The organism is Glycomyces sp. NPDC050141 (assembly GCF_055586545.1).
Genome location: NZ_JBVJHZ010000024.1, coordinates 14,471 through 40,637, shown reverse-complemented (window position 1 = coordinate 40,637; position 26,167 = coordinate 14,471). Strand labels below are relative to the sequence as shown.

The window sequence follows — 26,167 nt, the reverse complement described above, 5'->3', positions numbered from 1 at the left end:
GGAGCCCCGCGGGGCCGACACCTGAGTCTCGTGTGGCGCCGTTCTAGTTCACAATGCGGACAAAGCGTTATCAGTAGGGTTCAAGGGACTTCGGGCCTCGTCGAACATCGCGGTCATCGCGCGGGCGACCGCCTGCGGGCGCTCCATCATCGCGACGTGGCCGGTCTGGTCGAGGATGAGCAGGCGCGAGTCGGGGATCGCGAGCGCGGTCGGCGGGGCCTGGCGCACGTCGATCACCCGGTCCTGCTTGCCCCAGACGACGAGCGCGGGGCACTCGATGTGCCGGGCGAGGCGCCACAGCGAGTGCGTGCCGGGCACGAAGGCCTGGAAGAACGAGGCCATCAGGCCCCGGTAGGTCTGGATGTACGCGCGCGAGTTCCACGGGACGGCCAGGCGGCGGCGGGCCTCGGCGATCGCCTCGCGGCGCCGCTGCGGGTGGATCGTCGCCGGATCGGCCCAGGTGCCGAGGACGATGTCGTCCACGACCTCCTCAGGGGTGCGCGAGCGCATCGCCCGGTCGGCGAACCAGGCCATCTTCGGGACCGCGAGCATCGGCACGAAGCGGGACTGGTGCGAACGGCGCGGGTTCGCGAACGGCATCGCTGGCGAGACGAGCGTCAAGGTGCGCACCAGGTTCGGGCGGGTCGCGGCCAGGTAGACCGCGACGGCCCCGCCGAGCGAGTGCCCCGCCAGGTGCACGGGGCCGCGGCCGGACTCGATGATCCACGCCGCCACGTCCTGCGCCAGGAGCGGGACCGTGACGCGCGGGGCCGGGGCCGAATGCCCGAACCCGGGCAGGTCGACCGCGTCGGTCATGAGCCGGTCCGAGAGCGCGTCGGCGAGGTCCGTCCAGTTCTGCGCCGAACCGCCGAGGCCGTGCACGAACACGGCCGGTTCGGCGCCCGGCGCGGTCGGCGCCGTGTGGCGGATGAAGAGGCGGCGGCGGCTGAGCTGGTGCTCCGCGCCCGGGAACGGCGGGTGGGGGCGGGCGGGACTGCGAACCTCGCCCGCCTCTGCCAGCCGTGCCCGTTTCATGGAACCTAGTGTGTCACTTCACCAGCGAGTGCACTCAAAGTAGCCGAAACCACCGCGCGGGAGCGTTCGGCGGTGACCACCGAGGCGCCCGAGAGGCGGCGCACCGAGCGGCCGTCGAGCCACAGGATGACGACCACGGCGGTCTTCACCGGCCCAGTGGGGACGATCGAGGCGTGCTCGACCTCGACGCGCACGTCGTTCGCGCCCAGGCGCGGGCGCAGGGCTTCGACCGTCGCGGCGGCGGCCGCGTGCTGGATGTGCCAGTCGATCGGCGGGACCGCGACTTTGCCGGTGGACTCGGCGTCGCCGAGGGCGAGCGTCACGCTCACCTCGGCTTCGAGCCCGGCCGACTCGATGTCGACGCGGCGCAGCTCGACCGGGCCCACGGTCGCTACCTCGACCTCGGCGGACGGGGGCTCGATGTGGTCGTGGACCTCCGGCTCGTCGGCGGACTGCGGGCCGGGCTCGACCGCGCGCTGCTCGGCGACGACGGCCGAGACGACCGCGTGGACCTCGTCGGGGTCGACGCCCTCCTCGAGTTCGAGGCGCAGGCTGGAGTTGCCGTCGGGGGCGGTCACATGGAAGGCGTCGCGGACGCCGGGGACCTGGCGGACGGCGTCGACGAGGCGCGCGGATTCTGGGTCGTTCACGTCTTTCTCTACTGTCGCGGGAGGGGTGGGCTCGGCCAGCGGCGGGCGGTTCGCCGGAGCCGTGCGCAGCGGGGCCTGCTCGGTGACCGGCGGGCTCGGGACGGCGGCGGGCGAGACCTCGGTGACCGGCTGCTGCTGCTGCACGATCGGGAACTGGTCGGTCTGCTGCTCCGCGTTCGGGATCGCGAGCGGCGGCTGGGTCGGTGCACTCGGGGCCGGGGGCGCGGCCTGCTGCGGAACCTCGATCGGGCCGGTGTGCTGCTGCGGCGCGGGCGGCTGGACCGGCGACGGCGCGGTCGGGTGCTGCACGGTCTGGTGCGGCGGAGCTTCCGGGGCCGGGGCCTCCTGCGGGGTCGCGCTGAACTCCTGTACGGCGGGAGCGGAGCCGTTCGCGCTCGGCGGGGCGAACTCCTGGTTCATGCCGGGCGGGGCGCTGAAGTCCTGCTGCGGCTGCTGCGCGCCGAAGTCCTGGTTCGAGGGTCCGAACTGCGGGTTCGGCTGCGGCGCGCTCGGCACCTGCTGGCGCGGGGCGCTGTAGAACTGCTGCGCGGCGGCGTTCGGGTCGTGCGGCGCGCTGTACTCCTGCGCGGCGGGCGCGGAGCCGTTCGCACTCGGAGGCATGAACTCCTGGTTCGCGCCGGGCATCACGCCGAAGTCCTGGCTCGGCGGAGCACTGTACTCATGGTTCACGCTTGGCGGCGCGAACTCCTGTCCTTGCGGCGCGAACTCCTGGTTCGGCTGCGGCGGGCCCTGGTTGGGGTGCTGCTGCGGGGCGTAGTCGCCGGGCATCGGCGGGGCGCTGTAGCCCGGGTGCTGCTGCGGCGCACCGAAGTCCTGCTGCTGGGGAATGGACTGCTCCTGCGGCGGCGGGGCGTACGGGGACTGCTGCTCGCCCTGGAAGTTCTGGGGGGCTTGGGAATGCTGCGGGGCGGGCGGGATCGGCTCGAACTGCTCGCCCGGCGAAGGACGGCGCGTGGCCGGGACCATCGGGCCGGTCTCGGCGATCTCCACCGGCACGTTCGGCACCTGCCCGGTGGGGTCCTCGCTGTAGCGGTGGCGGCGTCCCCGGTCCGGGTCGAACCGGTACTGCTCCGGCGCCTGGCCCATCCCCTGCCGCGCCTCCTCGGCGGGCTCGGGAGCCTCCTCGGCGGGCGGTCCCCAGGACCTGCCGATGCGCCTGCGGGCGGGCCGTTCCTCCCCGCTCGGACGCTGCGACTCATCCGGTCGGTTCTGGTCATACACCACTAGACAACTCCTTCATATTCCCGCCCTCAAGGTACCGTGGCGTGCCCAGTGACTCGAACCCGCGTTTGTCGCCCCCGTACGCTGGGAGACTGTATTCAGGTTTCCGTAAACTTCGTTCAGGTCGCAAGAGCGGGCCACTGACGGATGACCGACATGTGCCGAGGAGAGGTGCCGTGGTGAACAGCGCTGGTGAGGGCCGGGTCCGACTGCCCAGGAGCGAACGCCGCGCGCAGCTGCTGCGGGCCGCCCAGGACGTCTTCGTGTCCAAGGGGTACCACAGCACCTCCATGGACGACATCGCCGAGAACGCCGGCGTCTCCAAACCCGTGCTGTACCAGCACTTCACGTCGAAACTGGAGCTGTACCTGGCACTGCTCGACGGCCGCGCGGCCGAGCTCGTCGGCCAGGTGCGCCACGCCTTGGAATCCACTGAGGACAACAAGGAGCGCGTCAACCGCGCCATGCGGGCCTACTTCGAGTTCGTCGACGCCCAGGGCGAGGCGTTCCGGCTCGTGTTCGAGTCCGACCAGCGCAACGACCCCGAGGTCTCCGAGCGGGTCCTCAAGATGGAGGCCGACTGCGTCGCCGCCATGGCCGAGACCATCATGGGCGACACGCACGTCGACAAGGCCCGCGCCGAACTGCTCGCCACCGGCCTGCTCGGCATCGCCGAGATCTCCGCACGGAAGTGGATCGCCTCCGGCCGCGCCATCCCCAAGGACGAGGCCGTACAGCTCATGAGCACTCTCGCGTGGCGGGGCATCTCGCATTTCCCGCGCGAAGGCGAAGCCGAGCACGGGTGACAGAAGCAGAGCCCTCGCGAAGGCGAAGAACACCCGTAAGTGTCGTCGAAGCGGTTCTCGTGAGCCGTGCCACTCTCGCGTGGCATTGCGTTCGCTCTCGGCGCACTGCGCCGCACCCGTCACGGGCGGTGCCCGCTAGTAGTCTTGCAACCGTAGAGACGTCACAGCATTTCGATTGAGGAGGCCCCGTGGAGGTCAAGATCGGTGTCCAGTACGCCCCACGCGAACTGGTGTTGGAGAGCAAGCTGTCGCCGAAGGACCTGTCCGAGACGATCGAGCAGGCCGTGACGAACGGCGGCGTCCTCCATCTCGAAGACGACAAGGGCCGGCAGGTGTTCATCCCCGTCGAGAAGATCGCCTACGTCGAGGTCGCGGCGACCAACGTGCGTTCCGTGGGCTTCACCGTCGACGCGTAAGGAATACAGGTACTTCGAGGGCCCGGAGCGATCGCTCCGGGCCTTCAGCCTTGCTGCAGGACCGTGAACGGCGCGGTGCCGTTCACCGGCTGGTCCTCGTTCTCGATCTCGTCGGGGCCGCTCGTGAAGACGCGCCACAGGGTCGAGTTCGCCACGATGATCACCGGCTCGCCGCTGTCGGTGTTCAGCGTCGGCTCGGCCGGGTTCGCCGCGATCTGCGTGATCGGCAGGAACGTCCCCGTCCCCGCCTGCGGCACGGTCCGAGAGTTGTCGATCGCGACCCGGAACAGCTGGTCGGCGTCCCGCTCCCCCGCCACCCACAGGTAGTTCTCGGAACTCCACGCCACATCGGCCGTGTTCTCGATGTCCGGGCCGATCCGGCGCGGATCGCCCACCGTCAGGTTCGCGTCCGCGTCCAGGCCGAGCGGCGCCACCCACGCGGCCCCGTCCTCGACGTACGCGAGCCGCCGCCCGTCCGCCGCCAGCGCCATCGCGGTCACCGCCTCGCCGACGCCGAGCGCCTGCGCGGCCCCGGTCGCCGTGACCACCAGGGTCGGCACGCCGTCGTCGATCACCAGCACCGTGCCGTCGTCGAGCCACTGCGGGTCGGCGAGAACGCCGCTGAGGTCGGCGACCTCGCTCATCGCCGAGACGGACATGCCCGTCTGCAGCACGTCGCCCGCCGTACCGGCCACGACCGCCGCGATCTTGCCGCTCGGCGAGACCGCGACCTGCTGGAGCCCGCCCGCCTTGAACCCGACCCACGGGTGCTCCTCGGACTGCTGGGTGACCCCGGCTTCGGCCGAGTACTCCCACACCGTGTTCTCCGCGATGAAGTACGCGGTCTCGGGCAGGTTCGGCGGGATCTTGTTCCAGTCCCGGAACTCGGCCGCCTCGCCCTCGAACCTGACGTCGCCGTCGGTCGTGAGCGTGAACCCGCCGCGGATGCCGAGGCTCCAGACCATCTGCGCCGCAATGGCCCTCACGGTCGCGTCGTCGTCGATCGACTCGCTCGGCGAGAGGTCGACCTCGACGCCGCCGTCGCCGGAGACGACCTTGCCGACGGTGCCCGAGGGGATCGCGTTGCGCGAGGACACGCTCGCGAAGTCGCCGGGGCCGCCGAGCGTGAGCCAGGAGAAGATGAGGCGCTGGCGGGTCTCGGCGTCGAGCTCCTGGTAGATCCAGCGCAGGTCCGGGACGAGCAGTTCCTCCTGCCCGGACTGGAAGTACATGGGCGCCTGCTCGTAGGCGTCGGTGAAGTGGCCGTAGTCGAGGGCGACGCGCACCGGCTGCTGGGTCATCTTCCAGACCTCGGAGATGTCGTCGCGCTGCATCAGGAAGGTCTCGTCGTACTCGGCGGCGGTCGCGTTCATGCGGACCGAGCCGTTCTCGAGGTAAGTGCCGACGACGGAGCCCGTGACGCGCACGGTGACCGAGTGGATGTCGCTGGAGTCGCCCACGGTGACGTCGAGGGCGGCGACGAGGTAGATGCCTTCGGAGGGCTCGGAGAACTGCGCGTCGCCGCTGACGGTGAACTTGTTGAGCCGGTCGTCGCGGCTGGCCGGGTCGCCCGAGGCGGCCCTGAAGAAGTTCTCGACGGTCGCGTCGGCGTCCGTGGTGGGCTCGTAGACCGTCGGGTTCGCGGCCGAGGACGAGTCGAAGTCGGTGGGGGCGTCGCTCACGACCTCGGGTGCCCGGTCGGTGGGGATGCCGCACGCGCTCAGCGCCCAGGCGGCGCCGAGGGCGGCCGCGGCGGCGAGGCTAGTCCTGCGTCGCACGGGGGGCCTCCTTGAGTCGCAGCGGGATCGGCGAGTTGATGACGCGGTTGCCCGACTGCAGCGGGAGCGTGAGCACGAACAGGGTGCCCTCGCCGGGGGCGCCCGCGGCCTGCAGGGTGCCGGAGTGGAGCTTCGCGTCTTCGAGGCTGATGGCCAGGCCGAGGCCGGTGCCGCCGGTCTTGCGGTTGCGGGAGGGGTCGGCGCGCCAGAACCGGTCGAAGACGCGGTCGGCGTGGCCCGGTTTGAGGCCCACGCCGTGGTCGCGGACCGCGACGGCGACGGCCGTCTCGGACTCGGCGACGGTGATCTCGACGGGTCGGCCTTCCGCGTGCTCGATCGCGTTCGAGACGAGGTTGCGCAGGATGCGGTGGACGCGGCGCTGGTCGACTTCGGCGATGACGCGGCGCTTCGGTTTAGCGACGGCCACGTCGACGCCGCACTCGCTGGCGAGGCGGGACAGGCCCTCGACGACGTCCTCGGCGATGCGGCCGACGTCGACGGCCTCCACTTCGAGGGAGGCGAACCCGGAGTCGAACCGGGAGATCTCCAGGAGTTCCTGGAGCAGGTCCTCGAAGCGGTCGATCTCGTGCTGGAGGAGTTCGGTCGAGCGCTTGGTGAGCGGGTCGAACTCGTCGCGGTTGTCGTAGAGGAGGTCGGCGGCCATACGGATGGTCGCGAGCGGGGTGCGCAGTTCGTGCGAGACGTCGGAGGTGAAGCGCCGCTGCATCATCGACATCTCCTCCAGGCGCCTGATCTGGTTCTGGAGGTTCTCGGCCATGAGGTTGAACGACCCGGCGAGGCGCGCGAGGTCGTCGGAGCCGCGCACCTCCATGCGCTCGTGGAGGAGCCCGGCGGCAAGCCGCTGCGAGGTGCGGGCGGCCTCGCGCACGGGGGTGACGACGAGGCGGGTGACGAGCGCGGCGATCACGCCGAGGAGCAGCACGAGCGCGACCCCGGCGAGGGCCAGGTTCGTGCGAAGCAGGCCGATGGCCTCCTGCTGGGATTCGAGGGGGTAGAACGCGTAGATCTCGTACCCGATGTTGAGGTCGATGTAAGAGCCGACGACGAGGTACGGCTGCGGCGTGTCGTCCTCGATCGCGAACTCGTCGTACTGGGTCGCGACCTTGCCTTCCCCGACCGTGGCCATGAGCTCGGCGCTCGGCTCGGCGCTGCCGGAGACCGGGTGGGTCTTGGCGACCGAGCCGTCCTCGGTGCGCAGCATGATGTACGGCGCGTAGACCGGGTCCTCGGCGAGCTCGTTCACGATCCGCTGCATGGTCGCGGGCAGGGCGGTGTCGGACGCGGTCGAGAAGGTGCCCAGCTGCTCGGCGGCGCGCTCGGCGGCGTTCTCGGTCTCCTCGACGGCCGTGTCCTGGCGTTCGGCGAGGAGGCCCGACGTGACCGATCCGGCCACGACGAAGCTGAAGATGAGGACGAGGACGGTGGAGGCGATCAGGGTGGAGGAGACCACGCGCAGCTGGAGCGAGGCGCGGAAGCGGTCGACCAGCGGGCGCGAGACGCGGGCCGCGAAGGCGGCGGCGCCCTGGGCGAGGCGCCGCAGCCAAGCCGGCCTCTCGCGAGTCCGGCCCTGATCGGACACCGCTAGCCCAATCCGGCTTTGTACCCGACGCCGCGCACGGTCTGGATGAGCTGGGGGCGCTCGGGGTCGGGCTCGATCTTGGCGCGCAGGCGCTGCACGTGGACGTTCACCAGGCGGGTGTCGGCCGAGTGCCGGTAGCCCCACACCTGCTCCAGGAGGACCTGGCGGGTGAAGACCTGGCGGGGCTTGCGGGCGAGGGCCACGAGCAGGTCGAACTCGAGCGGCGTCAGTTTGACTTCGGCGCCGTTGAGGGTGACTTGGTGGGCCGGGACGTCGATCTGGACCTGGAGGCCGGGCTTGCCGATCTCGAGGCGCTCGGGCGTGACGTCGTCGCCGCGGCGCAGGCGGGCGCGGATGCGGGCCACCAGCTCCTTGGGTTTGAACGGCTTCACGATGTAGTCGTCGGCGCCCGATTCGAGGCCGAGGACGATGTCGACGGTGTCCGACTTCGCGGTGAGCATGACGATCGGCACGCCGGACTCGCCCCGGATCGCCTTCGCGACGTCTATGCCGCTCATGCCCGGGAGCATGAGGTCGAGCAGGACGATGTCGGGGCGGTGCTCCTTGAACGCGGCGAGCGCCTTCTCGCCGTCGGTGACGAACGTGGGGGTGAAGCCTTCGGTCCGGAGGATGATGCCGAGCATCTCCGCCAGGGCCGGGTCGTCGTCAACGACGAGTACACGTGCTCTCATGGACACCAGTTTTCCACCTCGCTAAAGGCTGAAGCACCACGGGTCTCTTACCCGTGGTGCTCCAACTGTAACGACTATCCGACGGACTTGGCGGCCCTAGCGGGGTCGGTGCCTGCGGCGATGGCCTCGAACGGCTCGCGGCCGGCCTGGATTTCACCGAGTTGGACCATTTCGCGCTTCGTGAAGAAGCCGACGATCCAGTCCGCGAGGACGCGGCCCTTGCGGCCGGTGCCCGGCACGCGCGACAGGTGGTAGCCGCGGTGCATGAGCCACGCGAGCAGGCCCTTGGCTTTGAAGCCGTAGGTGTTCGCGACGCCCTTGTACAGGCCGAGACCGGCGACCGAGCCGATGTACTTGTGCTCGTACGGCTTGAGCTCGCGGCCGACGTGCTTGGCGTACACGTTCCCGGCGAGGATCGCGGCCTGGCGGACGGCGTGCTGCGCCGAAGGCGTGCACCAGTCCATCGGGAAGTCCGAGGTGTCCGGGACCTGCGTGGAGTCGCCGGCGCCCCAGGCGCCGTCGACGACCTCGCCGATCGTGTGCTTGCCGGCCTCGACGCCGGAGGCGACCTGGAGGCGGGTGTTGCACTCGAGGTGGCCGCGCGGGCCGATCGGCAGGTCCGACTGCTTCAGCACCGGGTGCGGCATGACGCCCGCGGTCCAGATGATGGTGTCGGTGTCGAACTCCTCGCCGTCGGTGAGGACGACGTGGCCGCCCTCGCAGGACTTGAGGGTCGTGCCGAGCCGGATGTCGACGCCGCGCTTGGTGAGCTCGCGAGCCGCGTAGGCGCCCATCTCGGGGCCGACCTCGGGGAGGATCTTGTTCGCGTACTCGACGAGGTACCACTTGATCTCGTCGGCGTCGAGCATCGGGTAGTTCTTGACGATGTTCGCCGTGAGGTCCTCGAGCTCGCCGAGGGTCTCCGCACCGGCGAAGCCGCCGCCGACGGTCACGAACGTGAGGGCCTTGCGGCGCACGTCCGGGTCCTCGGTGGTCGCGGCGATGTCGAAGCGCTGGAGCACGTGGTTGCGCAGCCAGATGGCCTCGCCCATCGACTTGATGCCGATGGCGACGTCGGCCAGGCCCGGGATGGGCAGGGGCCGGGTGATCGAGCCGGGGGCGACGATGACCTCGTCGTACTCCACGACGCGGTCAGGACCGGCGAACGGCTGCACGGTGAGCTTGCGCTCGGCGTGGTTGATCTCGGTGACCGCACCGGTGAGGATGGTGCAGAGCTTGAGCGCCTGCCGGAGCGGCACGACACCGTGACGCGGGGAAATGGAGCCAGCAGCCGCCTCGGGCAGGAACGGCTGGTAGGTCATGTGCTGGTTGGGGTCGATGACCATCAGTTCAACTTGACCGCGCTTGATATCGCTCTTCAGCAGCTTGCTCAAGCGTTCGGCAACGTAGAAACCGACGTGACCGGCACCTATCACGACTATACGTTTCACGGGTTCAATTCTGTCCTTACTCAGGGGTTCTTGTGTAGGGAACGCGCGAGGACGTAGATCACTGTTACCGCGGACACGATCCCGGCTCCGATGACGAGACCCGCGGCCAAACCGGTGAAATACGCGGTGAACAGGGCCAGGGTACAGGCGACGCCCACAGTCGACGCGAGGACGAGCCCCAGGTGGCGGGCCCAGGTGAGCATGATCTCACCGTCCACAGCGGTAGTTGTTCGGAAGCGCTGGGTCACCGCCGCCGTGGCGTGGGCCGTGTACAGCAGGCAGGCGAGGGCGGTGGCCGTCCACAAGGACGGGTCGCCGTCCTCGAAGGCGCCGCTGACGAGCCAGGACGCGAGCACGAACAGGATCGCCAGCGTCGGGGCGATCCCGCCAGGCAGCAGGGCCGCGGTGAGGGAGAACAGCGCGGCGGCCCCGACGTAGAACCCGGCCGCGGCCCACTCGGGCGGGACCGCGAGCTCGGCGGCGATGAACAGCGGCAGCGCGACGCTGATCCGCAGCAGGACCCCGGCGGGCGCGACGCGGCGCGCCCACGTGACGCTGCCGGCCTTGCCCGCTTTGAGGCGGTGGCGGGTGCCTTCCGTGAGGGCCTGGAGAAGGCTCCGATGGACATCACTCATTTATGACTCGCAAGCTTCGTCAAGGGCGGCACTCATCGGTACCGCCTCCGGTTGAGTTCGGCGAGGACGTTGTCGAGCGAGGCCGAGCCCTGCCAGGGCTCGACAGCGACGCCGAGGTCCCGCAGCTCCATGACGGTGTTGGCCCGCGAGAGCCGCCACAAGCGCTCGGCGTACGGCGTCCAATGTGACCTGTGGGGCGGGGAGACGTGCGGCGGGAGGGTGTCGACGCAGAGCACGGGCCGCCCGGCGCGGGCGATCGCGGCGACCAGCGCCAGCGAGCGGTCGGTGAGCAGCGGCGTGAACACGACGTTGAGGCTGCGCTGTCCGGCGAGCTGGCGGCGCAGCATCTCGGGCGAGGGCGGCAGCGGGTCGGCCGGCATGTCGACCGAGGCGAGCCAGCGGAGCGTCGCGGCCGCGTGGCGGCGCCCGGCCCCGGCCCGCATCCGGCGGCCGCGCGCGCCGAACTCGATGCAGGACGTGCGGTCGCCTTGCAGCGCATAGTGGGAGGCCACGGCACCGGCGGCGCGCACGGTGAGGTCGGCGATGGAGGCCGCGCCGTCCAGGCCGCCGGAGACCCCGGCCTCGACCTGGAGGTCGAGGATGAGGGTGACGTCCGTGTCGCGTTCGGAGAGGGTGGCGTTGACGTACAGGTCCTGGCTGCGCATCGAGGTGCGCCAGTCGATGCGGCGCAGGCGGTCGCCCGGCTGGTAGAGGCGGACCTCGGCGAGCTCGCCGGAGTCGCCGCCGCGCCGGGACCGGTGCACGCCGGTGACGCCGTCGGCGAACGGCAGGGACTCGGCCGAGTCGAACCAGTCGGGGACCGGCAGGACCCACACGGTCGCGCCGTGCAGGCGCTGGACCGTGGTCTCCAAGAGGCCGCCGCACGCGATGGAGCGGACGTGGATCGGCCCGAGGTGGTGCCCGCCCCAGCGGCGGGCGCGCCCGGCGACGACCATGTCGCGGCCGGACCCGGGCGCGAGGCGCTCGGCGAAGTCGCCCTTGCCGGTGTGCAGCTCGATCCAGGGGTCGGCGGCGGCCGTGACGAGCGTGGTGACCGGGACCGGCTCGGGGTTGAACACCATGAGGCTCGCCGAGGCCGTCGCGCCCTCGGCCGTGGTCGCACTGGCGTCGCCGGCACCGCCGTGCGCGGTGAGCCGGGCCTCGGGGACGCGGGTCGGGCGGTGCTGCAGCAGCACCGCGGTGCCGATCGCGAACGGCGCCGCGATGAGCACCAGGTCGATCCGGCCGAACGCGACCGAGACGAGCAGGCAGACGGCGACGAGCGCGACCGCCCGCGTCAGGGCCGGAGTGCGCCGCCACGTCACGGGCGGCTCCGACTGCGCGCCATGACGCGGCCGCGAATTGCCAGTGCGCAGGCTGAGCGCGGGATCGCCTGCGAGTGTCATTGCTGTGCAGAGTAAGTGGGGGCCTGGGCGGTCTGCGGGGCCGCGACGCCGTGGCAGATGTCGGCGACCACCGAGGCCGGGTCGATGCGGCGCATCCACAGCTCGGGCTTGAGCGTGATGCGGTGCGCGAGGGCCGCGCCCGCGACGCCCTTCACGTCGTCAGGCGTCACGAAGTCGCGCCCGGAGAGCACGGCCAGCGCGCGGGAGGCGAGGAGCAGCGCGAGCGACCCGCGCGGCGAGGCGCCGACCTGGACCTGGGCGTGGCCGCGGGTGGCGGCGGTGATGGCGACCATGTAGCGGCCGACCGAGTCCTCGACGGTGACGTTCTCAAGGGCCTGCTGCATGCCGACGAGGGTCTTCGCGTCGATGACGGGGGCGAGGTCGACATTCTCGGCGCGGCGGGAGATGCGGCGCTGCAGGACCTCCCACTCCTCGTCCGGGGTCGGGTAGCCGAAGGAGACGCGGAGCAGGAAGCGGTCGAGCTGGGCTTCGGGGAGCTGGTAGGTGCCCTCGAACTCGACGGGGTTGGAGGTCGCGAGGACGGTGAACGGCTCGGGGAGGAGGTGGGTCTCGCCTTCGACGGAGACCTGGCGTTCCTGCATGGCTTCGAGGAGCGCCGACTGCGTCTTCGGGGGCGTCCGGTTGATCTCGTCGGCGAGCAGGAGGTTGGTGTGGACGGGGCCCTTGCGGTAGACGAAGTCGCCGCTCTTCTGGTTGTAGAGGAGGGAGCCGGTGACGTCGGCGGGGAGCAGGTCGGGGGTGAACTGGAGGCGCCGGAAGTCCAGGCCGAGGCTCTGTGCGAAGCAGCGGGCCGTGAGCGTCTTGCCAAGGCCCGGAAGGTCTTCGAGGAGGATGTGGCCGCCCGCGAGGATGCCGGCGAGGACCAGCTTCAGCGGCTGGTCCTTGCCGACGATGACCGACTGGACGGACTTGAGGACCGCGCTCGCGTGGTGGGCGACCTGGTCGAGGCTGACGCTCGGGGTGTCTGGCATTAGATCTCCTCGATGGCTTGCAGGTATTCGCCGAGCTGCTTCGGGGTCGGGCAGTCGGGCGCGGGTCGGGTCAGGAAGAGGAACGTCGGGTCGCCGAGGAGCGCCCGGCACTGGTCGGGCTGGCGGTCGAGCGAGAGGCCGCGGCGCAGGCGCAGGCGTTCGGAGGCGGTCGCGACGAGCTGCTGCTTCGCGTTCGTGCCCTCGAAGCGGCCGGGTTTGGCCTCGGCGAAGATGAGCCGGTCCTCCCAGCGGTTGACCTCGGTGAACGGCCGCCAGCTGGGGTCGTTCACGGAGGTGGTGACCATCTCCGGGGCTTTCTCGGTGTCGGCGCGCATGCCGTTCACCACCGAGTTGGCGAGGAGGGCCGCTAGAGAAAGGAGTACGAGCTGCCAGATCGCGAAGTCGACGCCGGTGATGCGGGCGGCGGCCCAGAACACGAAGGCCAGCGCGACGGCGCCGACGGCGGGCCACAGGCGCAGCCGCCCGAACGGGGCGAGGAACTCCTTCATCGGCCGGTCCTCACGCCGAGCTGGGCCTGGAGCGCGATGAGCGCGTCGCGGGCCTGGTCGCGGTCGGCCTCGACGACCTGGTGCGGCGAGTAGCGGGCGCGGAGGTAGGCCTCGGAGAGGCGGCCCAGCGCGGCGCCGTCGAGTTCGTGCCTGACGAGGAGCTTCCTGACGAGGTCCGAGGGGGTGTCGGAGGATTCGCGTTCGATCCCGACGGCTTCGGAGGCTCTTTCGAAATGCAGCCAGCAGGCCATGATGGCCGCGCGCGGGTCGTCGCCGAGGTCCATCTCGGCGAGCGCGGCGTTGACGGCGTTCTCGACGAGCGTGAAGTCCCGGTGCAGGTACTCGGGTTCGGGTTCGCCTTCGCCGGTGCTCGGGGGCGCGTCGACGATCCACTCGATGAGCTTGCGCGTCAAGAAGATCAGGATGAACCCGGCCGGGATGCCCACGAGGATCGCGAGGACGACCCAGGAGACCCACGGCGGCAGGGTGAACCCGTCGCGCGGCTCGCCGGACGGCAGCGCCGTCGGGATCTCGATCGACTCCTGCTCCTGCGGCGGCGGCTCCTGCACCCCGGTCGCCTCCGGGATCTCGGCTTCCTGCCACTGCAGCCCGGCTCCCTGCGCGGCCAACCCGACCACCAGCAGCGCGGCGACCACTACGAACACGGGCAGCCACCGCCGCGCCGCTCGACGCGGCTGCGTACCGGGTTGCGCCATAAGGGACCTCAAGGGGGGGTGCTCGTCGTCAAGGGGTTACGCGCCCCACCCTATGCCAATCCCGCAGCAACCGCCTACCGGCACATCTCAACTCTCGGAAGCGAGACTTGAGAAGCCAGGGGACACGCCAAGCACCGTTGAGATGTCCGCGAACATCTCAAGCCTCGCGGCTAGGATTTGAGATATGGATCTGGATGTCTTCGCGCAAAGCCCTACCGGCCATCTCACCCCGATCACCGGCAACGACGGCCGCACCGGACAGACCTACCAGCACATGGCGTTCGTGCCTCAGCCGCTCGACACCGCCGCACCACTGGATCAAGTCACCTGGCAAGCCGTCTCGCGCGCGAACCGGGCGCTCGGCAGACTCGACCAGGCCTCACTGCAGATCCCCAATCCGACGCTCCTTCGCCGCCCGACTCTCCGCAGGGAAGCGCAAAGCACCTCCGCGCTGGAAGGCACTTTCGCACCGCTGGAGCGGGTGCTCTCCGACGACGAGGAATCCGAGGAGACCGGCCCGATCGGCACGGCATTGATCGAGGTCCTGAACTATGTCCATGCAGCCGAGGAAGCGTTCGCGGTGATCGAGGACGGGCACGCGATCACCGTCGGACTGCTGGAGGAGGCCCAGCGGTCACTGGTGCGCGGGACGCCCTCTGAACGACGCGACCCAGGACGCCTCCGGACGATCCAGGTCGCCATCGGCACGAACGCCACTACGATCGAGTCCGCTCGCTTCATCCCCATGCCTCCCGGCATCGAGCTCCGAGCCGCGGTACAGGACCTGGTCGACTGGCTTCGGAGCAGCGCTGACCGCGATCCGGTGGTCGCTGCAGCCATGGCGCACTACCAGTTCGAAACGCTGCACCCGTTCGCCGACGGCAACGGCCGTATCGGCCGAATGCTCATCGTGCTGCAGCTCATCACGCACGGCGCGCTGCGCCAGCCTCTGCTCAGCGTGTCGCCCTGGTTCGAGGCGCATCGCGACGAGTACCAGGAACGCCTCTACAAGGTCTCTGCCGCAGGCGAATGGGACCCCTGGATTCGCTTCTTCAGCTCCGGGTTGGCAGCCGCCGCCGAGGACACACGGTCCCGCGTCGAGGATCTGCTCGAACTGCAGCGCAACCATCAGGACCGGGTCCAAGAGCGGCTGCCACGAAGCGGACTGGCCCGCGACATCGCGGGAAGTCTCATCGGGTTCCCTCGCTTCACCGTCCCTTCACTCACGAAGCGGCTCAACAAGGCGACCGCGCAAGGTGTGGCCAACGCCGTCAACCAGCTGGTCGATACCGGCGTCCTCGAAAAGCTCGCCGGCGGCTACCGGCACCACTACCAGGCGCCGGAGGTCATGGAAGTGCTCACCCGCGCAAGCAGCTGGGAAGGCGGCACGGCGCCTCGTTAGCCGAAGCGGGCGACGAAGCGGGATTGCCAGGGGGTTTCTACTGCTTTGGCGGCGTAGTGGGTGCGGACGTAGGCGACCGCTTCGGGGGCGGGGACGCCGTCGAGGACGGCGAGGCAGGCGAGGGCGGTGCCGGTGCGGCCGTGGCCGCCGTGGCAGGCGAACTCGACACGTTCGGACTCGGCGCGGGCCCAGGCAGTACGGAGCTTCTCGGTGAAGTCGGCTTTGTCGCTAGGGAGGCGGAAGTCCGGCCACCGGACCCACTCGGACTCCCAGGCGACGGCGGGCGGTTCGTTGCCGAGGAGGTACAGCGCGAAGTCCGGTGTCGGGCCTTCAGGAAGCGGCCGGGCGAGACCGCGCCCGCGGACGAGGCGGCCGGACGGCAGGCGCAGCACGCCGGGAGCGTCCCGGTCCCAGGTTTCGTTCATCTTCTGGAATCTACTGCGCGGCAATGAGTCGGGCATCGGTCGAACTACCGATCATGCGGGCTTCGCGTCGAGCGCGTCTTCGGTGGGGATCTCGCGGAGCTTCCGCAGCGGCGTGCGCAGGAGCGGCAGGAACCCGGCGAACAGCATTGCGGCCGCGATCAGGAGAGCCGAGCGGGCGCTCAGCAGGTCGCCGGCGAAACCGCCGACGATCGAACCGACCGCGAGCCCCGCCCAGCAGATCACGCGCTGCGTCGCGCCGACGCGGCCCTGCATGTCGTCCGGGGTCACCGCTTGCCGGTAGCTGATGACGTTCACGTTGAACACGACGATCGCCGCGACGTAGACGACCTGCCCGAAGAAGGCCACCGCCGCGCCCCAGCCGGGACCGGACGCGGCGACGATCGCCATGCCCGGGCCTGAGAGCGCAAGGGCCGCAATCGCGGTCGGTCCGACGCCGATCTTCTTCGAGATCCGGCCGACCAGCATTGCGCCCAGGACGCCGCCGACGCCGGAACCCGCGAGGACGAACCCGGCCACCTCGCTCGACTGGTCGGCTTCACGGATGAGGAACACCATCAGCATGGCTTGGAACGCGCCGACCGAGAGATTGCACCAGCAGCTCACGAGGAGGATGCTCCGAAGCGTGGCGTCGCGGAAGATGAACTTGACACCCTGGACGATCTCCGACCCGAGGTGCGGCTTCTCGGGTTTCTCAGGTTCTTCTTCGCGGTATTTGATGCGCGCCACGGCGAAGGCCGAAATCGCGAACGACGCGACCGCCACGAGCATCGCCACCGGCGCGGTGAGGAGCGAGACAAGCGGGCCTGCGGCAAGCGGGCCGCCTGTGTCGGAAGCCGACCGGATGCCCTGGATGCGGGAGTTGCCGCTGGCGAGGCTCTTGTTGTCGATCAAGCGCGGGACGTAGCTCGTCTGCGCTACATCGAAGAACACGGAAGTGAGGCCTAGCAGGAACATCGCTGCGAAGACGTGCACGGTCGTCAGCGCGTCGAACGCCCACGCGACCGGGACGCTCAGCATCACCACGGCCCTGAGGATTTCACTGACAACGATGATCGGCTTGTCCCGCAACCGGTCCACCCACACGCCGACGAGCAGGCCGAACATCACCAGCGCGATCTGGTCCATCGCGTACAGGATCCCGATCTGCGATTCGCTCAGGTCGAGCACGACGACCGCGATGATCGAGATCGAGAAGTACGCGACCTGCAGACCGATCTGACTTGCCCCTACCGAGGTGAAGATCCTCCGGTAGTCGGGGTTTCGGAACATGGATCGGGGTTTGGGCGGGGCTTCGATCATCAGGGGTGGACCTCCTCAGGAGTGGGCGGGCCGGGTCACGCACCGAACGCGACGAACGGATGCCAAGGGCGGTGCTCCCCTACGGCCGCAAGGGCTTCGGCGGGGGTTGCACCGGCCGCACAGCGCTGGTGGTACTCGATCATCATTTCGGCGGCCATGTCGTCGGGTACGCGGCCGAGGCTGGAAACGACGGTGGAGGTTCCGGCGTGCAGGAGCGCCGCAGTGAAGCCGAGGGTTTCATTTCCGACCGCGACCGTCGATCGGCCGAGGTCGCAAGAGGAGAGCACGACGTGGCCCGGAGGCTGATCGAGACCGAGCAATTCATACGCGTTCAGCGGGCCGAGCCCGAAGTCGAGGCGGGAGAAGAGGACGTTGTCGGGTTCATGATGTCCATGCGCCGCAATATGAGCCACGGAAGCACCGTCGAGCGCCTTCAAGACCATTTCAGGGTCGGACTCGTCGGCGTTGATCAGGTTTGCGCCCGGATAAAGGCCCGCAATCGTTTCAATCTCGCCGCCTGCGCGGGACAAACCGGGACCGGCGGCCACCAGGGCCGGACCGTTCGCACGTTCCCGGTGCACCGCCCTCCACCAGGCCTCAGCAGAGGGCGAGACGGTGACAGCCCGGCCCCGAAGGGGCGGCAGCAGCGGCCACGGCACCCAGTTGAGCTGGCTGTGCGGGACAATGACCACTTGCCGGTCCCCGACATAGTCGGCGATGGGCTTCCAGATGCCATCGGCGAGTGCGGTCGCATTTCGGCGGATGGCGCCTTCGACGCTCGCCTGGATGCGGGGGTGAAGTCTCCGGCGGCTACCGAGAGCGTCGAGGTCCGCGCCCAACCGACGCTCGAGTTCAGCCGCTTCTTGGAGCGGCATCATCCACGTGAACTGGAGCCCGTCGCCTCCTGCGAGCACCGCGCAGACCTTGTCGGCGATCTCGAACATGTTGACCACGACCGTGTCCCGCGACTCGGCGAGATCGTGAATGGTTTCGGGTGCGATGCGGTCCGCCCGCTTCCCGGAGCCGGGTTGCGCGCGCTCATGAGCGCGGATCTGCTCCTCCAGCTCCTGTACCCGGCTGCGCGCCTCTGCGACGTCTCCGCCTTCGACTTGCAGATCCCAGAGCCGCTGACGTGCCTGTCTTAGCTGGCCAAGCGCTTCACGGGCCGCGGGATCGGTGCTGGGCTTGACAGGCGGAATCCGAAGCGCCTGTGCGCGACTGCGTTCGACCCACCAGAGCATGTCCTTCGGGCCGCTGTGCCTGGCCACGTGACCGAGACCCATGAACGCGAGCTGGGTCCCTAGAGCCGAGACCCCCGCTTGGAACTCTACCGAGCCGAAGGCCATCCGGTACTCATCGAGCAGGTTGAGCCCGGCGAGTAGTTCAGGAAGGGGATCCCGATCCTGCGCGACCGCGAGTTCCGCCTTGGCGAGATACCGTGCCAACTCTTCGGCCAGAGCGTCGTGGCCCGGTCCGCCGTGTTCCCCTTGGAGCACTTCCTCGACGCCCTCGAGGTCTCCGGCCTTGATCTTGGCACGAGCGGCGAGGATTTTGGCCTGCTTGAGTCTGAGAGTCCAACCGCGTTGTTCCAGGGCGTCGCACAGACGTTGTACCTTGTCCGCGAAGTCCGGGCTCTGCTCTCCTGAATCGAACTGCCCCTGGAGGATGAGGAGGCGGGCCAGGAAGGCCATTGGTTCATTGCCTTGCTCGTAAAGCGACTCCATCGCCTTTCGAGCCCACTGCTCTCCAAGATCAAAGCGGTTGTCCTCGAAGGCCGCGACAGCTCGCCAGAATTCGTTGACAGCCGCGGTCCTTCGGTCGCCTGCCAGTCGATGCGAGGCAATGGAATCCGCCCAGTGCTCGGCGGCCTGCCGATACATCCCGACATAAAGCAGCGCTTCGGCATATGAGGCATCAATGAACGATTCAAGCTCTGGCGCGAACGTTCGAAACTGCTCGCGAACCAGGTCGAATGCCGAAAGCGCCTTGGCGACTTCGCCCAGATCTAGCCATAGCAACGCCTCGATGTGATTTGCCCTAGCGCGATTGACAGGAACGTCAATCTTGCTGTAGAGCTCAATCGCGCACTGGATGCTTTCCATCCCCTTACGCAATTCACCCAGATCTCTCCATACCAGTGCCCGGTTATAGAAGAGAGCGGCGTAGATATTGTCCGGACCGTGCTCAGCCAACAACGGTTCCGAGGCCTCGAACCAGCGCAGCGCGTCGGCAAGACGCCCGCTCTGCCAAAGGATCAGAGCGCGCTGATGCAGCAGCATCCCACGGTCCTCCGGGAAGGCACAGGCGTCTGCGAAGTCGAGGAGTCGCTGTCCTTCGACCGAGTCGCCCAGACTGGCCCGATTGAATGCCAACACCAGAAGGATCTTGGCGATCAAGCGCGCACGGGCGGTGCCCGCTTCTACAGACCGCGCCTCGTTCCATTCAAGGAGTGCCAGTGCTTCCTCGAGAAGCGCAGCGGATTCTGCAATTCGGCCGCGACGGCTCAGGCGCTGACCACGTGTGAACAATCGCCAGGCGCTGTGGAGCATTCTTCATATGCTACAGCCGCACCGCAGGCGTGACGACGACCGCCGGTAGCCCCCCTCGTTGCAGTGCCTCGTCGGGCCTGATCACCAGTTGGAACAACTGCCCGTCGGGCAGGCCCTCGAGAACGAATCTCCCGGCCTCATCAGTGGAGGCCAGTTTCGAGCCCTTGGGACTTCTGAGTTCCACCTCGTAGGTACCTTCGGGGCCTATCCACCCGTCGAGGCGCAGCTCACGCAGCGCTGAGGGCCGCGGGGTGACCATGACCGTGACCGTCTCGCAGTCGAAGGTAATGGATGCCGGGTCACCTTGTCCCACTACGAGTTCGGTCTCTCCCCGCGTCATTACCAGTTCAGGCGCGCGGGATACCCGTGCTACGCGGGCATCGAGTTCGGCCTCGAGTTCGAGCACGAACTGCACCCGCTCATTGAGATCGTTCGGCATCGGGTCGTCCCGGTGGTGGAGCTCGTTGATCACCGAGAGAATCCGCTCGTCGCAGGAGTCCAAAGGCTCGTATTCACCCTGATCTTCGAGTTCAGGCCGCATGTTCATCCCGCTCCTCACCTCCACTCCAAGACGGATCGTCCAGGAGTGTCTTCCTCAGTTTGTCCAGGCAGCGGCCCCGGGTAGGACCGATGCTCCCCCTCTTCATCCCGAGTGCCCCGGCGATGACGTCATAATCGGGCCTCGCGACCGCCGCCACGAAGGCGAGCAACCGCCGGCACCGCTCAGGCTGGGCGAGGAAGGCGCGGCGCACGGCTTCTCGCTCGACATCGCGGACTAGGCCGTCCTCGACGCCTTCAGCGGTCTTTTCCTCCTGGATGTCGATGGGATCGGCGACGATCTCTCGCCGCATGTGTCCGATCTGTTTCCAGGCTTCGCGACTGACCGTGGTGAGCAGCCACTTGGTCAGCGCTCGAGGTTGCTCCAGCTCTTTATCGATGTGCCACAGGCGAAGCCAGGCCGTCTGCACGACATCCGCGGCGCTCTCTCGGTCGAGGCCCGTACGGCGGGCCGCTCGCCAGAGAAGCTCGTTGAGCTCGCCGACGAGGGTCTGCTGCGCGATGCCGTCCCCGGCGCGCGCAGCCAGATAGAGCTGCGCGCGCCGGTCGTAATCCACGGCGGCCACCGAATGAGCCGAAGTCACGTTCATGATCTCAGGCTAGCTGCTTCTTCAATCGCCGCAACGCTTCGTGTGCGCGCATTGACGCTTGAACGGAGTCGTTGACCTCACCGGCCCCGGCTTCAGCCATCGCGTTCACGAGAAACGACGCCGCCAACGGCGCGGCGAACGAGGTGCCGCTCCAGACCGCAAATCCGGACGAGAAGTCGTCAGGGTCATGGCTTTCCCTGTGGCGGTTAAGGCTTGTGGACTTGGCGCGGCGATCGGGCATCCGCGAGCCCTTCGCCTCGCACGGATACGTGCTCACCAACCCGGCCCCGGTGGCGTAGCACGAGACCCAGGGGCCCTCGTTGGAGAACATCGCAATGTGGCGGTTGGGGTTCAGTGCCCCGACGCTCAGGATCGGCGCAGCGTTCTCCGCCGGAGGGTGCGCCGCGAACGCGGCTGGGTAGAAGGGGCGGTCGGAGGACTGGTTTCCGGCTGCAGCGACCACGGGGATGCCCAGGGCGACAAGGCGTTGCAATGCGTCGCCGATCCAGCCTCCGGGCTGGTCGTCCGGGTCTTCGTCGACATAGCCCATGGCCAAGACGACCACGTCTACCGCGATCGCCTCTGTGTCGCCGCGGCGGGCGGCCTCGACCTGGTCGGCCACATGATGAATGGCGGCGATGACCTCGTGCTCGTATGCGAGTCCGTCGTTGTGGACCACGCGGAGCGAGTAGATCTGGACGTCAGGCGACATCTGCCGGAGCAGACCGGTCATGAAGGTGCCGTGACCGAAGTGGCTGGCGACCTCACCGATGAGGGTGGGCTCGTGGATTGGGCCCTCCCAAGGGTCGTCGAGCGGCGGTGCGGGCGAGTCGGAGTGCTGGCCGAGCTTCGCCTGGAAGGCGTGGTCGACCACTACGAAGGTGTCTTCGTGCGCTGTGCGGTCAGAGACGTCGAAGGCCGGGTGCCGCGAGGGGACGCCGGTGTCCAGAACGGCGACGCGAAGACGCCGGTCGAGCTGGGAACGGCTGGGCATGGGGTTCACCATGTCGACCGGGATACGTCCGAGCGAGGACAGACCGTCGCCGATCGGCGGTTCACCGCTGCCGATGCCCCCGCCGCTGCCCTTCGAGCAGATCATCAAGTGCTCGAGGCGGACCTTGTCGAGCAGGTCGGCGGGGAGGCTCTCGTCGCTCGTGTCGGTGCGCAGGCGCTGGAGCAGCGACCACGCGTCGACGGCAGCCTGGTCCCCATGCCTGCTCAGGACCGGGACACGGTACGAGCCCTGACCGGAGACAATCGAGGTCGCAGCCTGGCTCTCCAGCTGCATGCCGGTTGGGCGGATCGCCGCTTCGAGCTTCTCACGGGTCTCCGTGTCGTGGATGACCGACTCGTCCACGAGCAGGCGGTCGTAGCGGTAGATCGTGCCGACCGGGGCCGACTGCCCAGCAGTGCGGACGACCTGGCCCGGGGCAAGGACGCGGCCGCCGTGGCGGTCGAGGGTGGCGTAGGCGAGCTCGGGCACGCCGCTCATGTGGTCGCGGCGGGGGTTGGGCTTCAGATGGGGTTCGTGATCGGCGAACACCAATCGCATGGGGGGCTCCTCTGCTTGTTCTCGGGGGTCTATGCGGTTGTCCGGTGAGGAGGGGGATCTCTTCGCGATCCATTCTCCCCGCCTACCGCCACGCATGGGGTCCGTGATGGTCCCCTTCGCGGCGCCGATAGTCGGGAGGCACTCAAGCCCGGAATGCCGCGAACGCCACGGGCTGGGAGGGTATCGCGACTTTCACCAGGGAAGAGACCGCCGAGTCCGTTCGGATACAAGAGCTTCCCGAGAAATTCAGGTTGGCACGATCGGGCGATGCGAAGCGGCGGCGGGAACGCGGACGGCCGCGCTGACGGGTATCCGTCGGCGCGGCCGTGAGTGCTTGCGAGGCTTACTTAGACGCGGGGGCCTCTTCGTCCTCGTCGTCTTCGATGATCTCGACGATGGGCTCGTCGTCCCAGGTCTCGATGTCGAACTCGCCGTCGCGGACGCCTTCGACGAAGGCCTCCCACTCGGACGGGGTGTAGATGAGGATGTCGCCCTCGGGGTCCTCGGCCATGCGCAGCGCCACCAGGCCGTTGTCGGCGTAGCCGATCTCGAGCGCGGCGGGCGTGCCGTCCTCGTGGGTGGTGCGTTCCCAACGGGCCGTGGCAGTGTCGAACTCGCCCTTGAGCGGGTGCTCACGCTTCGTCATGGCCCAAGCATAAAAGGGCCCGAACCTCGCGGTCCGGGCCCCCTCGTGCGAGACGGGCTAACCCTGGTGCGGGTAGCGGTAGTCGGTGGGCGGCAGGAAGTTCTCCTTGATCGAGCGCGGGCTGACCCAGCGGACGAGGTTCTGCCAGGACCCTGCCTTGTCGTTGGTGCCCGAGCCGCGGGCGCCGCCGAAGGGCTGCTGGCCGACGACAGCACCGGTGGGCTTGTCGTTGATGTAGTAGTTGCCGGCGGCGAAGCGCAGCTCCTCGCTGGCGCGGGCGACAGCGGCCCGGTCGTTCGCGAAGACCGCGCCGGTGAGCGCGTACGGGGCGATGTCGGCGGCCTGGCGGACGACGGCGTCGAAGTCGGCGTCGTCGTAGACGTAGACGCCGTTGATGGGCCCGAAGTACTCGTCGGTGAACAGCTCGTGGGCCGGGTCGGTGGACTCGATGAGCGTGGGCTGCACGAAGAAGCCCTGCGAGTCGTCGGCGGTGCCGCCGGTGATCACGGTGGCCTTCGCGTCGCCTTGCAGGCGTTCGAAGAGCGCGGTGTGCTTGGCGAAGGCGCGGCCGTCGATGACGGCGCCGCCGAAGTTGGCGAAGTCGGTGACGTCGCCGTAGGTGAGGTCCTCGGTCATGCCGACCACGGCGTCCTTCAGGCCGCCGCGCCACAGCGACGCGGGTACGTACGTGCGCGAGAGGGCCGAGCACTTCTGGCCCTGGTACTCGTACGCGCCGCGGACCATCGCGACGGCGAGGGCCTGCAGGTCGGCGCTCGGGTGGGCGACGATGAAGTCCTTGCCGCCGGTCTCGCCGACGAGCCGCGGGTAGGTGCGGTACCCGGCGATGTTCGACCCCACGGTCTGCCACAGGTGCTGGAAGGTCTTGGTGGAGCCGGTGAAGTGGATGCCGCCGAGGTCGGGGTCGAGGAGCGCGGTCTCGCTCTCGGTGCCGACGCCGGTGACCATGTTGATGACGCCGTGCGGCAGGCCCGCCTCGACGAGCACCTTCATGACGAAGTGCGCCGCGAACTGCTGGGTCGGCGAGGGCTTCCACACGACGGTGTTGCCCATGAGGGCCGGGGCCGTGGGGAGGTTGCCCGCGATGGCGGTGAAGTTGAACGGGGTGATGGCGAGGACGAACCCGTCGAGCGGCCGGTGGTCGGTGCGGTTCCACAGGCCCTTGGAGGAGTTCGGCTGCTGCCGGTAGATGCCTTCGGCGAAGCTGACGTTGAAGCGCAGGAAGTCGATGAGCTCGCACGCGGCGTCGATCTCGGCCTGCGCGGCGGTCTTGGACTGGCCGAGCATGGTGGCGCCGTTGAGGACGTCGCGGTAGGGGCCGGCGATGAGTTCGGCGGCGCGCAGGAAGATCGCCGCGCGGTCGGCGAAGTCCATGCGGATCCAGTCGTGGCGGGCGGCCTTGGCGGCGGCGACCGCGTCGGCCCACTCGGCGGCGGTGGCCTCGCGGGTGACGCCGAGGACGTGGGCGCGGTTGTGGGGCTGGACGACCTTGATCTCGGCCCCGGAGCCGCGGCGCCACTGGCCGGCGATGTGGTGGTCGAGGTCGAGCTGGGTGCTCGCGAGTTCGGCGAGCGTCTTCTGGAGGCTTTCGCGCTCAGGAGTGCCCGGTGCGTACGTATTGACCGGTTCATTCTCCGGAGTGGGAACCGTAAACAAGGCGTCCATCGCGCCCTCCCGTCGAATCGATGGCTACTTCGGTTTCGTGTCTTTGATCAGTAGGCTACAAGACTCTTGGTCCTGTCGCCATCCTCGCACAGTTCGGGCCCCGTGACCTGGTACGAAGCCAACTAGGCGGAGGAAGCGGTGTGATGCAGCCGCCCGAACGGGGATACGTACTCTGGGCTGGTGACTGAAACGCAGGAAGCACAGGCGCAGGAGCAGGAGACCGGGCGGCCCGAGGCGGCCCCCGAGGCCGGGCCGGGGCGCGTCGCGCTCTGGGTGCTCGGCGCCGCCGCGGTGCTCTCGCTCGGCGGGGTCGTCTTCTCGCTCTACCAACTCACCGGGATGGCCGACGGGCTCGACGACACCGGCGTCATGCTCCTGGCGAACAGCCTGTTCAGCCCCATCATCGTCACCGCGTTCGCGGGCGCCGTCGCAGGCGTGGTCGCCCCGCGCCTGCTCAAGGGCCCGCAGCGGGCCCTGACCGCGCTCGGGTTCACCGTCGTCGGCCTCCTCGCGGCGGTCCTCGCCTACGCGAGCTTCGCCGTGGACGCCTCGATCGCGCTGGTCCTGGCGCTCGTGCTGCTCGGGTCGGCGATCATCGGCGGGCTCTTCGCGCTGCCCAGGCGCAGCGTCACCGTCGTCGCCGGGCTGAGCGCGACACTGCTGCTGCTGGCCTTCATGTTCGCGCGCGGCCTGTTCGAATCGGCCACCTCGGTGAGCCTGTTCTCCGACCCGCTGGACCAGTACGGCGCGCTCGGCCAGATCCTGCCGTTCGTCGCCGGGCTCGCCTGCGGCATCTGCGCGTTCCTGTACCTGCGCAAGAAGCAAGCGGGCGTGAAGCTCCTCGGGCACCTCGTCGCCGGGGCGTTCCCCGGAGCGATCTGGCTGGTGTCCACGGTGATCGCCCAGATCGGCGTCGAAGTGCTCCTCAACACCGGCCTCGACGAGGTCGCCCCGCTCGACGAGGCGTTCCTGTCGCTCAGCTTCCAGTGGCAGTACAACGGCTCGATGACCGCGATGTTCGCCGGGGCGTTCTGCGCCGTGCTCGCGTTCGGGCTGCTGCTGCCGAAGGCCCCTAAGGCCAAGGCCGCCAACAGTTCCTGAAGCTCTGCCGGGGCGTACCAGTCGAGCACGTTCGACTCGATCAGGTCCAGGTCGGGGCTAGTGGAGGCGAGCTCGGCCGCGATCTCCTCGGCAGCGGCGGCGTCGTCCATGTGGATCGCCGCCACCTTCTTCAGCTTCACGCTGCCGTTGAATTCGGCGGCGGTGCCTTCGGATTCGTCGGTTACCTGGTCGTCCGGGACGTCGGCCGAGATGACCACGCGGCGCGGCGGCTGACCCTGCAGGAGTGCCACGGACGCCAGCGCGGCGTCGGCGAACGCCGTGTACTCGAGGTCTTCGAGGTCGGCGTTCGGCGCTTCGCGCTTGAGCCAATTCGTCACGGTGTGGACGGCCGACACCGGCTTCACCTCGCCGTTCGCGGCGAGGTGAGCCAGCATCTCCGCATTCGCGGGAAT

General features: G+C 69.0%; 23 protein-coding genes and 1 pseudogene. 4 read left to right on the top strand and 20 right to left on the bottom strand.

All coding sequences use genetic code 11. The features are described 5' to 3' along the window. Positions 1-48 precede the first annotated feature (48 nt). Both ACZ60M_RS15540 and ACZ60M_RS15535 read right to left on the bottom strand, forming a co-directional pair. Complete coding sequence (locus ACZ60M_RS15540) at positions 49-1,035, bottom strand: alpha/beta fold hydrolase (RefSeq protein ID WP_465418553.1); 987 nt, start codon at positions 1,033-1,035, stop codon at positions 49-51. 5 nt (positions 1,036-1,040) lie between these two features. Beyond that, the gene (locus ACZ60M_RS15535) at positions 1,041-2,930 is read right to left on the bottom strand and encodes a hypothetical protein (protein WP_465418551.1); all 1,890 of its coding nucleotides are present in this window, start codon (positions 2,928-2,930) and stop codon (positions 1,041-1,043) included. A 176-nt stretch (positions 2,931-3,106) separates the two neighbouring features. Here ACZ60M_RS15535 and ACZ60M_RS15530 point away from each other — a divergent pair, with 176 nt between their 5' ends. Both ACZ60M_RS15530 and ACZ60M_RS15525 read left to right on the top strand, forming a co-directional pair. Next, complete coding sequence (locus tag ACZ60M_RS15530; protein WP_465418633.1) at positions 3,107-3,733, top strand: TetR/AcrR family transcriptional regulator; 627 nt, start codon at positions 3,107-3,109, stop codon at positions 3,731-3,733. A gap of 188 nt (positions 3,734-3,921) precedes the next feature. After that, positions 3,922-4,149 (top strand): DUF3107 domain-containing protein, encoded by a 228-nt coding sequence (locus ACZ60M_RS15525; RefSeq protein ID WP_465418549.1) that lies wholly within the window; start codon positions 3,922-3,924, stop codon positions 4,147-4,149. A 44-nt stretch (positions 4,150-4,193) separates the two neighbouring features. On the opposite strand, the gene ACZ60M_RS15520 is transcribed toward ACZ60M_RS15525, so the two are convergent. The 9 genes from ACZ60M_RS15520 to ACZ60M_RS15480 all read right to left on the bottom strand — a co-directional run bounded on the left by ACZ60M_RS15520 (position 4,194) and on the right by ACZ60M_RS15480 (position 13,928). Next, on the bottom strand, positions 4,194-5,927 hold the full coding sequence (locus ACZ60M_RS15520; protein WP_465418547.1) for an LpqB family beta-propeller domain-containing protein: 1,734 nt from the start codon (positions 5,925-5,927) through the stop codon (positions 4,194-4,196). After that, entirely contained in the window at positions 5,911-7,527 is a 1,617-nt protein-coding gene (mtrB, locus tag ACZ60M_RS15515; RefSeq protein ID WP_465418545.1) for an MtrAB system histidine kinase MtrB, read from the bottom strand. Before mtrB ends, ACZ60M_RS15520 begins: the two co-directional genes overlap by 17 nt. Before the next feature lie 2 nt (positions 7,528-7,529). Next, a complete protein-coding gene (gene mtrA, locus ACZ60M_RS15510) occupies positions 7,530-8,219 on the bottom strand; it encodes an MtrAB system response regulator MtrA (RefSeq protein WP_030155693.1) in 690 nt (229 codons plus the stop codon). Between the two features lie 74 nt (positions 8,220-8,293). Continuing rightward, complete coding sequence (locus tag ACZ60M_RS15505) at positions 8,294-9,670, bottom strand: NAD(P)/FAD-dependent oxidoreductase (protein WP_465418543.1); 1,377 nt, start codon at positions 9,668-9,670, stop codon at positions 8,294-8,296. Between the two features lie 20 nt (positions 9,671-9,690). Then, positions 9,691-10,305, bottom strand: coding sequence for a hypothetical protein (locus tag ACZ60M_RS15500; protein ID WP_465418541.1), 615 nt, complete (start codon positions 10,303-10,305; stop codon positions 9,691-9,693). A 32-nt stretch (positions 10,306-10,337) separates the two neighbouring features. Further along, positions 10,338-11,630 (bottom strand): DUF58 domain-containing protein, encoded by a 1,293-nt coding sequence (locus ACZ60M_RS15495; RefSeq protein WP_465418539.1) that lies wholly within the window; start codon positions 11,628-11,630, stop codon positions 10,338-10,340. A 77-nt stretch (positions 11,631-11,707) separates the two neighbouring features. After that, positions 11,708-12,703 (bottom strand): AAA family ATPase, encoded by a 996-nt coding sequence (locus ACZ60M_RS15490; RefSeq protein ID WP_465418537.1) that lies wholly within the window; start codon positions 12,701-12,703, stop codon positions 11,708-11,710. Next, complete coding sequence (locus tag ACZ60M_RS15485) at positions 12,703-13,212, bottom strand: hypothetical protein (protein ID WP_465418535.1); 510 nt, start codon at positions 13,210-13,212, stop codon at positions 12,703-12,705. The genes ACZ60M_RS15490 and ACZ60M_RS15485 overlap by 1 nt, the downstream gene beginning before the upstream one ends. Beyond that, a complete protein-coding gene (locus ACZ60M_RS15480) occupies positions 13,209-13,928 on the bottom strand; it encodes a DUF4129 domain-containing protein (RefSeq protein ID WP_465418533.1) in 720 nt (239 codons plus the stop codon). Before ACZ60M_RS15480 ends, ACZ60M_RS15485 begins: the two co-directional genes overlap by 4 nt. 184 nt (positions 13,929-14,112) lie before the next feature. Here ACZ60M_RS15480 and ACZ60M_RS15475 point away from each other — a divergent pair, with 184 nt between their 5' ends. Then, complete coding sequence (locus ACZ60M_RS15475) at positions 14,113-15,330, top strand: Fic family protein (protein WP_465418531.1); 1,218 nt, start codon at positions 14,113-14,115, stop codon at positions 15,328-15,330. Here the strand turns inward: ACZ60M_RS15475 and ACZ60M_RS15470 are convergent. The 8 genes from ACZ60M_RS15470 to pruA form a co-directional block, all read right to left on the bottom strand. After that, entirely contained in the window at positions 15,327-15,755 is a 429-nt protein-coding gene (locus ACZ60M_RS15470; protein WP_465418529.1) for a protein-tyrosine phosphatase family protein, read from the bottom strand. The genes ACZ60M_RS15475 and ACZ60M_RS15470 overlap by 4 nt on opposite strands. A gap of 51 nt (positions 15,756-15,806) precedes the next feature. After that, positions 15,807-17,075, bottom strand: coding sequence for an MFS transporter (locus tag ACZ60M_RS15465; RefSeq protein WP_465418527.1), 1,269 nt, complete (start codon positions 17,073-17,075; stop codon positions 15,807-15,809). Positions 17,076-17,110: 35 nt separating this feature from the next. After that, positions 17,111-19,624 (bottom strand): CHAT domain-containing protein, encoded by a 2,514-nt coding sequence (locus tag ACZ60M_RS15460; RefSeq protein WP_465418525.1) that lies wholly within the window; start codon positions 19,622-19,624, stop codon positions 17,111-17,113. A gap of 10 nt (positions 19,625-19,634) precedes the next feature. Then, positions 19,635-20,165, bottom strand: coding sequence for a carboxypeptidase regulatory-like domain-containing protein (locus ACZ60M_RS15455; protein ID WP_465418523.1), 531 nt, complete (start codon positions 20,163-20,165; stop codon positions 19,635-19,637). Next, on the bottom strand, positions 20,155-20,772 hold the full coding sequence (locus ACZ60M_RS15450) for an RNA polymerase sigma factor (RefSeq protein WP_465418521.1): 618 nt from the start codon (positions 20,770-20,772) through the stop codon (positions 20,155-20,157). The genes ACZ60M_RS15455 and ACZ60M_RS15450 overlap by 11 nt, the downstream gene beginning before the upstream one ends. A 4-nt stretch (positions 20,773-20,776) precedes the next feature. Next, on the bottom strand, positions 20,777-22,324 hold the full coding sequence (locus ACZ60M_RS15445; protein WP_465418519.1) for a S8 family peptidase: 1,548 nt from the start codon (positions 22,322-22,324) through the stop codon (positions 20,777-20,779). Positions 22,325-22,667: 343 nt separating this feature from the next. Next, positions 22,668-22,970: a DUF397 domain-containing protein gene (locus ACZ60M_RS15440; protein WP_465418518.1), complete on the bottom strand. Its 303-nt coding sequence runs from the start codon at positions 22,968-22,970 to the stop codon at positions 22,668-22,670. Positions 22,971-23,027: 57 nt separating this feature from the next. Beyond that, positions 23,028-24,653, bottom strand: a complete 1,626-nt coding sequence (pruA, locus tag ACZ60M_RS15435; protein ID WP_465418517.1) for an L-glutamate gamma-semialdehyde dehydrogenase — start codon at positions 24,651-24,653, stop codon at positions 23,028-23,030. 180 nt (positions 24,654-24,833) lie between these two features. Here pruA and ACZ60M_RS15430 point away from each other — a divergent pair, with 180 nt between their 5' ends. Continuing rightward, positions 24,834-25,754, top strand: a complete 921-nt coding sequence (locus ACZ60M_RS15430; RefSeq protein ID WP_465418515.1) for a hypothetical protein — start codon at positions 24,834-24,836, stop codon at positions 25,752-25,754. Positions 25,755-25,801: 47 nt separating this feature from the next. On the opposite strand, the pseudogene ACZ60M_RS15425 reads toward ACZ60M_RS15430, so the two are convergent. Then, positions 25,802-26,149: pseudogene (locus ACZ60M_RS15425) on the bottom strand (DUF6912 family protein); the annotation flags it as partial. Positions 26,150-26,167 lie beyond the last annotated feature (18 nt).

Excerpts from the sequence above, each read along its gene's own strand:
- mtrA (WP_030155693.1), bottom strand. The coding sequence starts at position 8,219 with ATGAGAGCACGTGTACTCGTCGTTGACGACGACCCGGCCCTGGCGGAG.
- ACZ60M_RS15465 (WP_465418527.1), bottom strand. The coding sequence starts at position 17,075 with ATGATCGAAGCCCCGCCCAAACCCCGATCCATGTTCCGAAACCCCGAC.
- pruA (WP_465418517.1), bottom strand. The coding sequence starts at position 24,653 with ATGGACGCCTTGTTTACGGTTCCCACTCCGGAGAATGAACCGGTCAAT.
- ACZ60M_RS15470 (WP_465418529.1), bottom strand. The coding sequence starts at position 15,755 with ATGAACGAAACCTGGGACCGGGACGCTCCCGGCGTGCTGCGCCTGCCG.
- ACZ60M_RS15485 (WP_465418535.1), bottom strand. The coding sequence starts at position 13,212 with ATGAAGGAGTTCCTCGCCCCGTTCGGGCGGCTGCGCCTGTGGCCCGCC.
- ACZ60M_RS15450 (WP_465418521.1), bottom strand. The coding sequence starts at position 20,772 with ATGAACGTGACTTCGGCTCATTCGGTGGCCGCCGTGGATTACGACCGG.
- ACZ60M_RS15500 (WP_465418541.1), bottom strand. The coding sequence starts at position 10,305 with ATGAGTGATGTCCATCGGAGCCTTCTCCAGGCCCTCACGGAAGGCACC.
- ACZ60M_RS15445 (WP_465418519.1), bottom strand. The coding sequence starts at position 22,324 with ATGCGATTGGTGTTCGCCGATCACGAACCCCATCTGAAGCCCAACCCC.
- ACZ60M_RS15440 (WP_465418518.1), bottom strand. The coding sequence starts at position 22,970 with ATGACGAAGCGTGAGCACCCGCTCAAGGGCGAGTTCGACACTGCCACG.
- ACZ60M_RS15460 (WP_465418525.1), bottom strand. The coding sequence starts at position 19,624 with ATGCTCCACAGCGCCTGGCGATTGTTCACACGTGGTCAGCGCCTGAGC.
- ACZ60M_RS15480 (WP_465418533.1), bottom strand. The coding sequence starts at position 13,928 with ATGGCGCAACCCGGTACGCAGCCGCGTCGAGCGGCGCGGCGGTGGCTG.
- ACZ60M_RS15455 (WP_465418523.1), bottom strand. The coding sequence starts at position 20,165 with ATGCGGCCTGAACTCGAAGATCAGGGTGAATACGAGCCTTTGGACTCC.
- ACZ60M_RS15540 (WP_465418553.1), bottom strand. The coding sequence starts at position 1,035 with ATGAAACGGGCACGGCTGGCAGAGGCGGGCGAGGTTCGCAGTCCCGCC.
- ACZ60M_RS15475 (WP_465418531.1), top strand. The coding sequence starts at position 14,113 with ATGGATCTGGATGTCTTCGCGCAAAGCCCTACCGGCCATCTCACCCCG.
- ACZ60M_RS15490 (WP_465418537.1), bottom strand. The coding sequence starts at position 12,703 with ATGCCAGACACCCCGAGCGTCAGCCTCGACCAGGTCGCCCACCACGCG.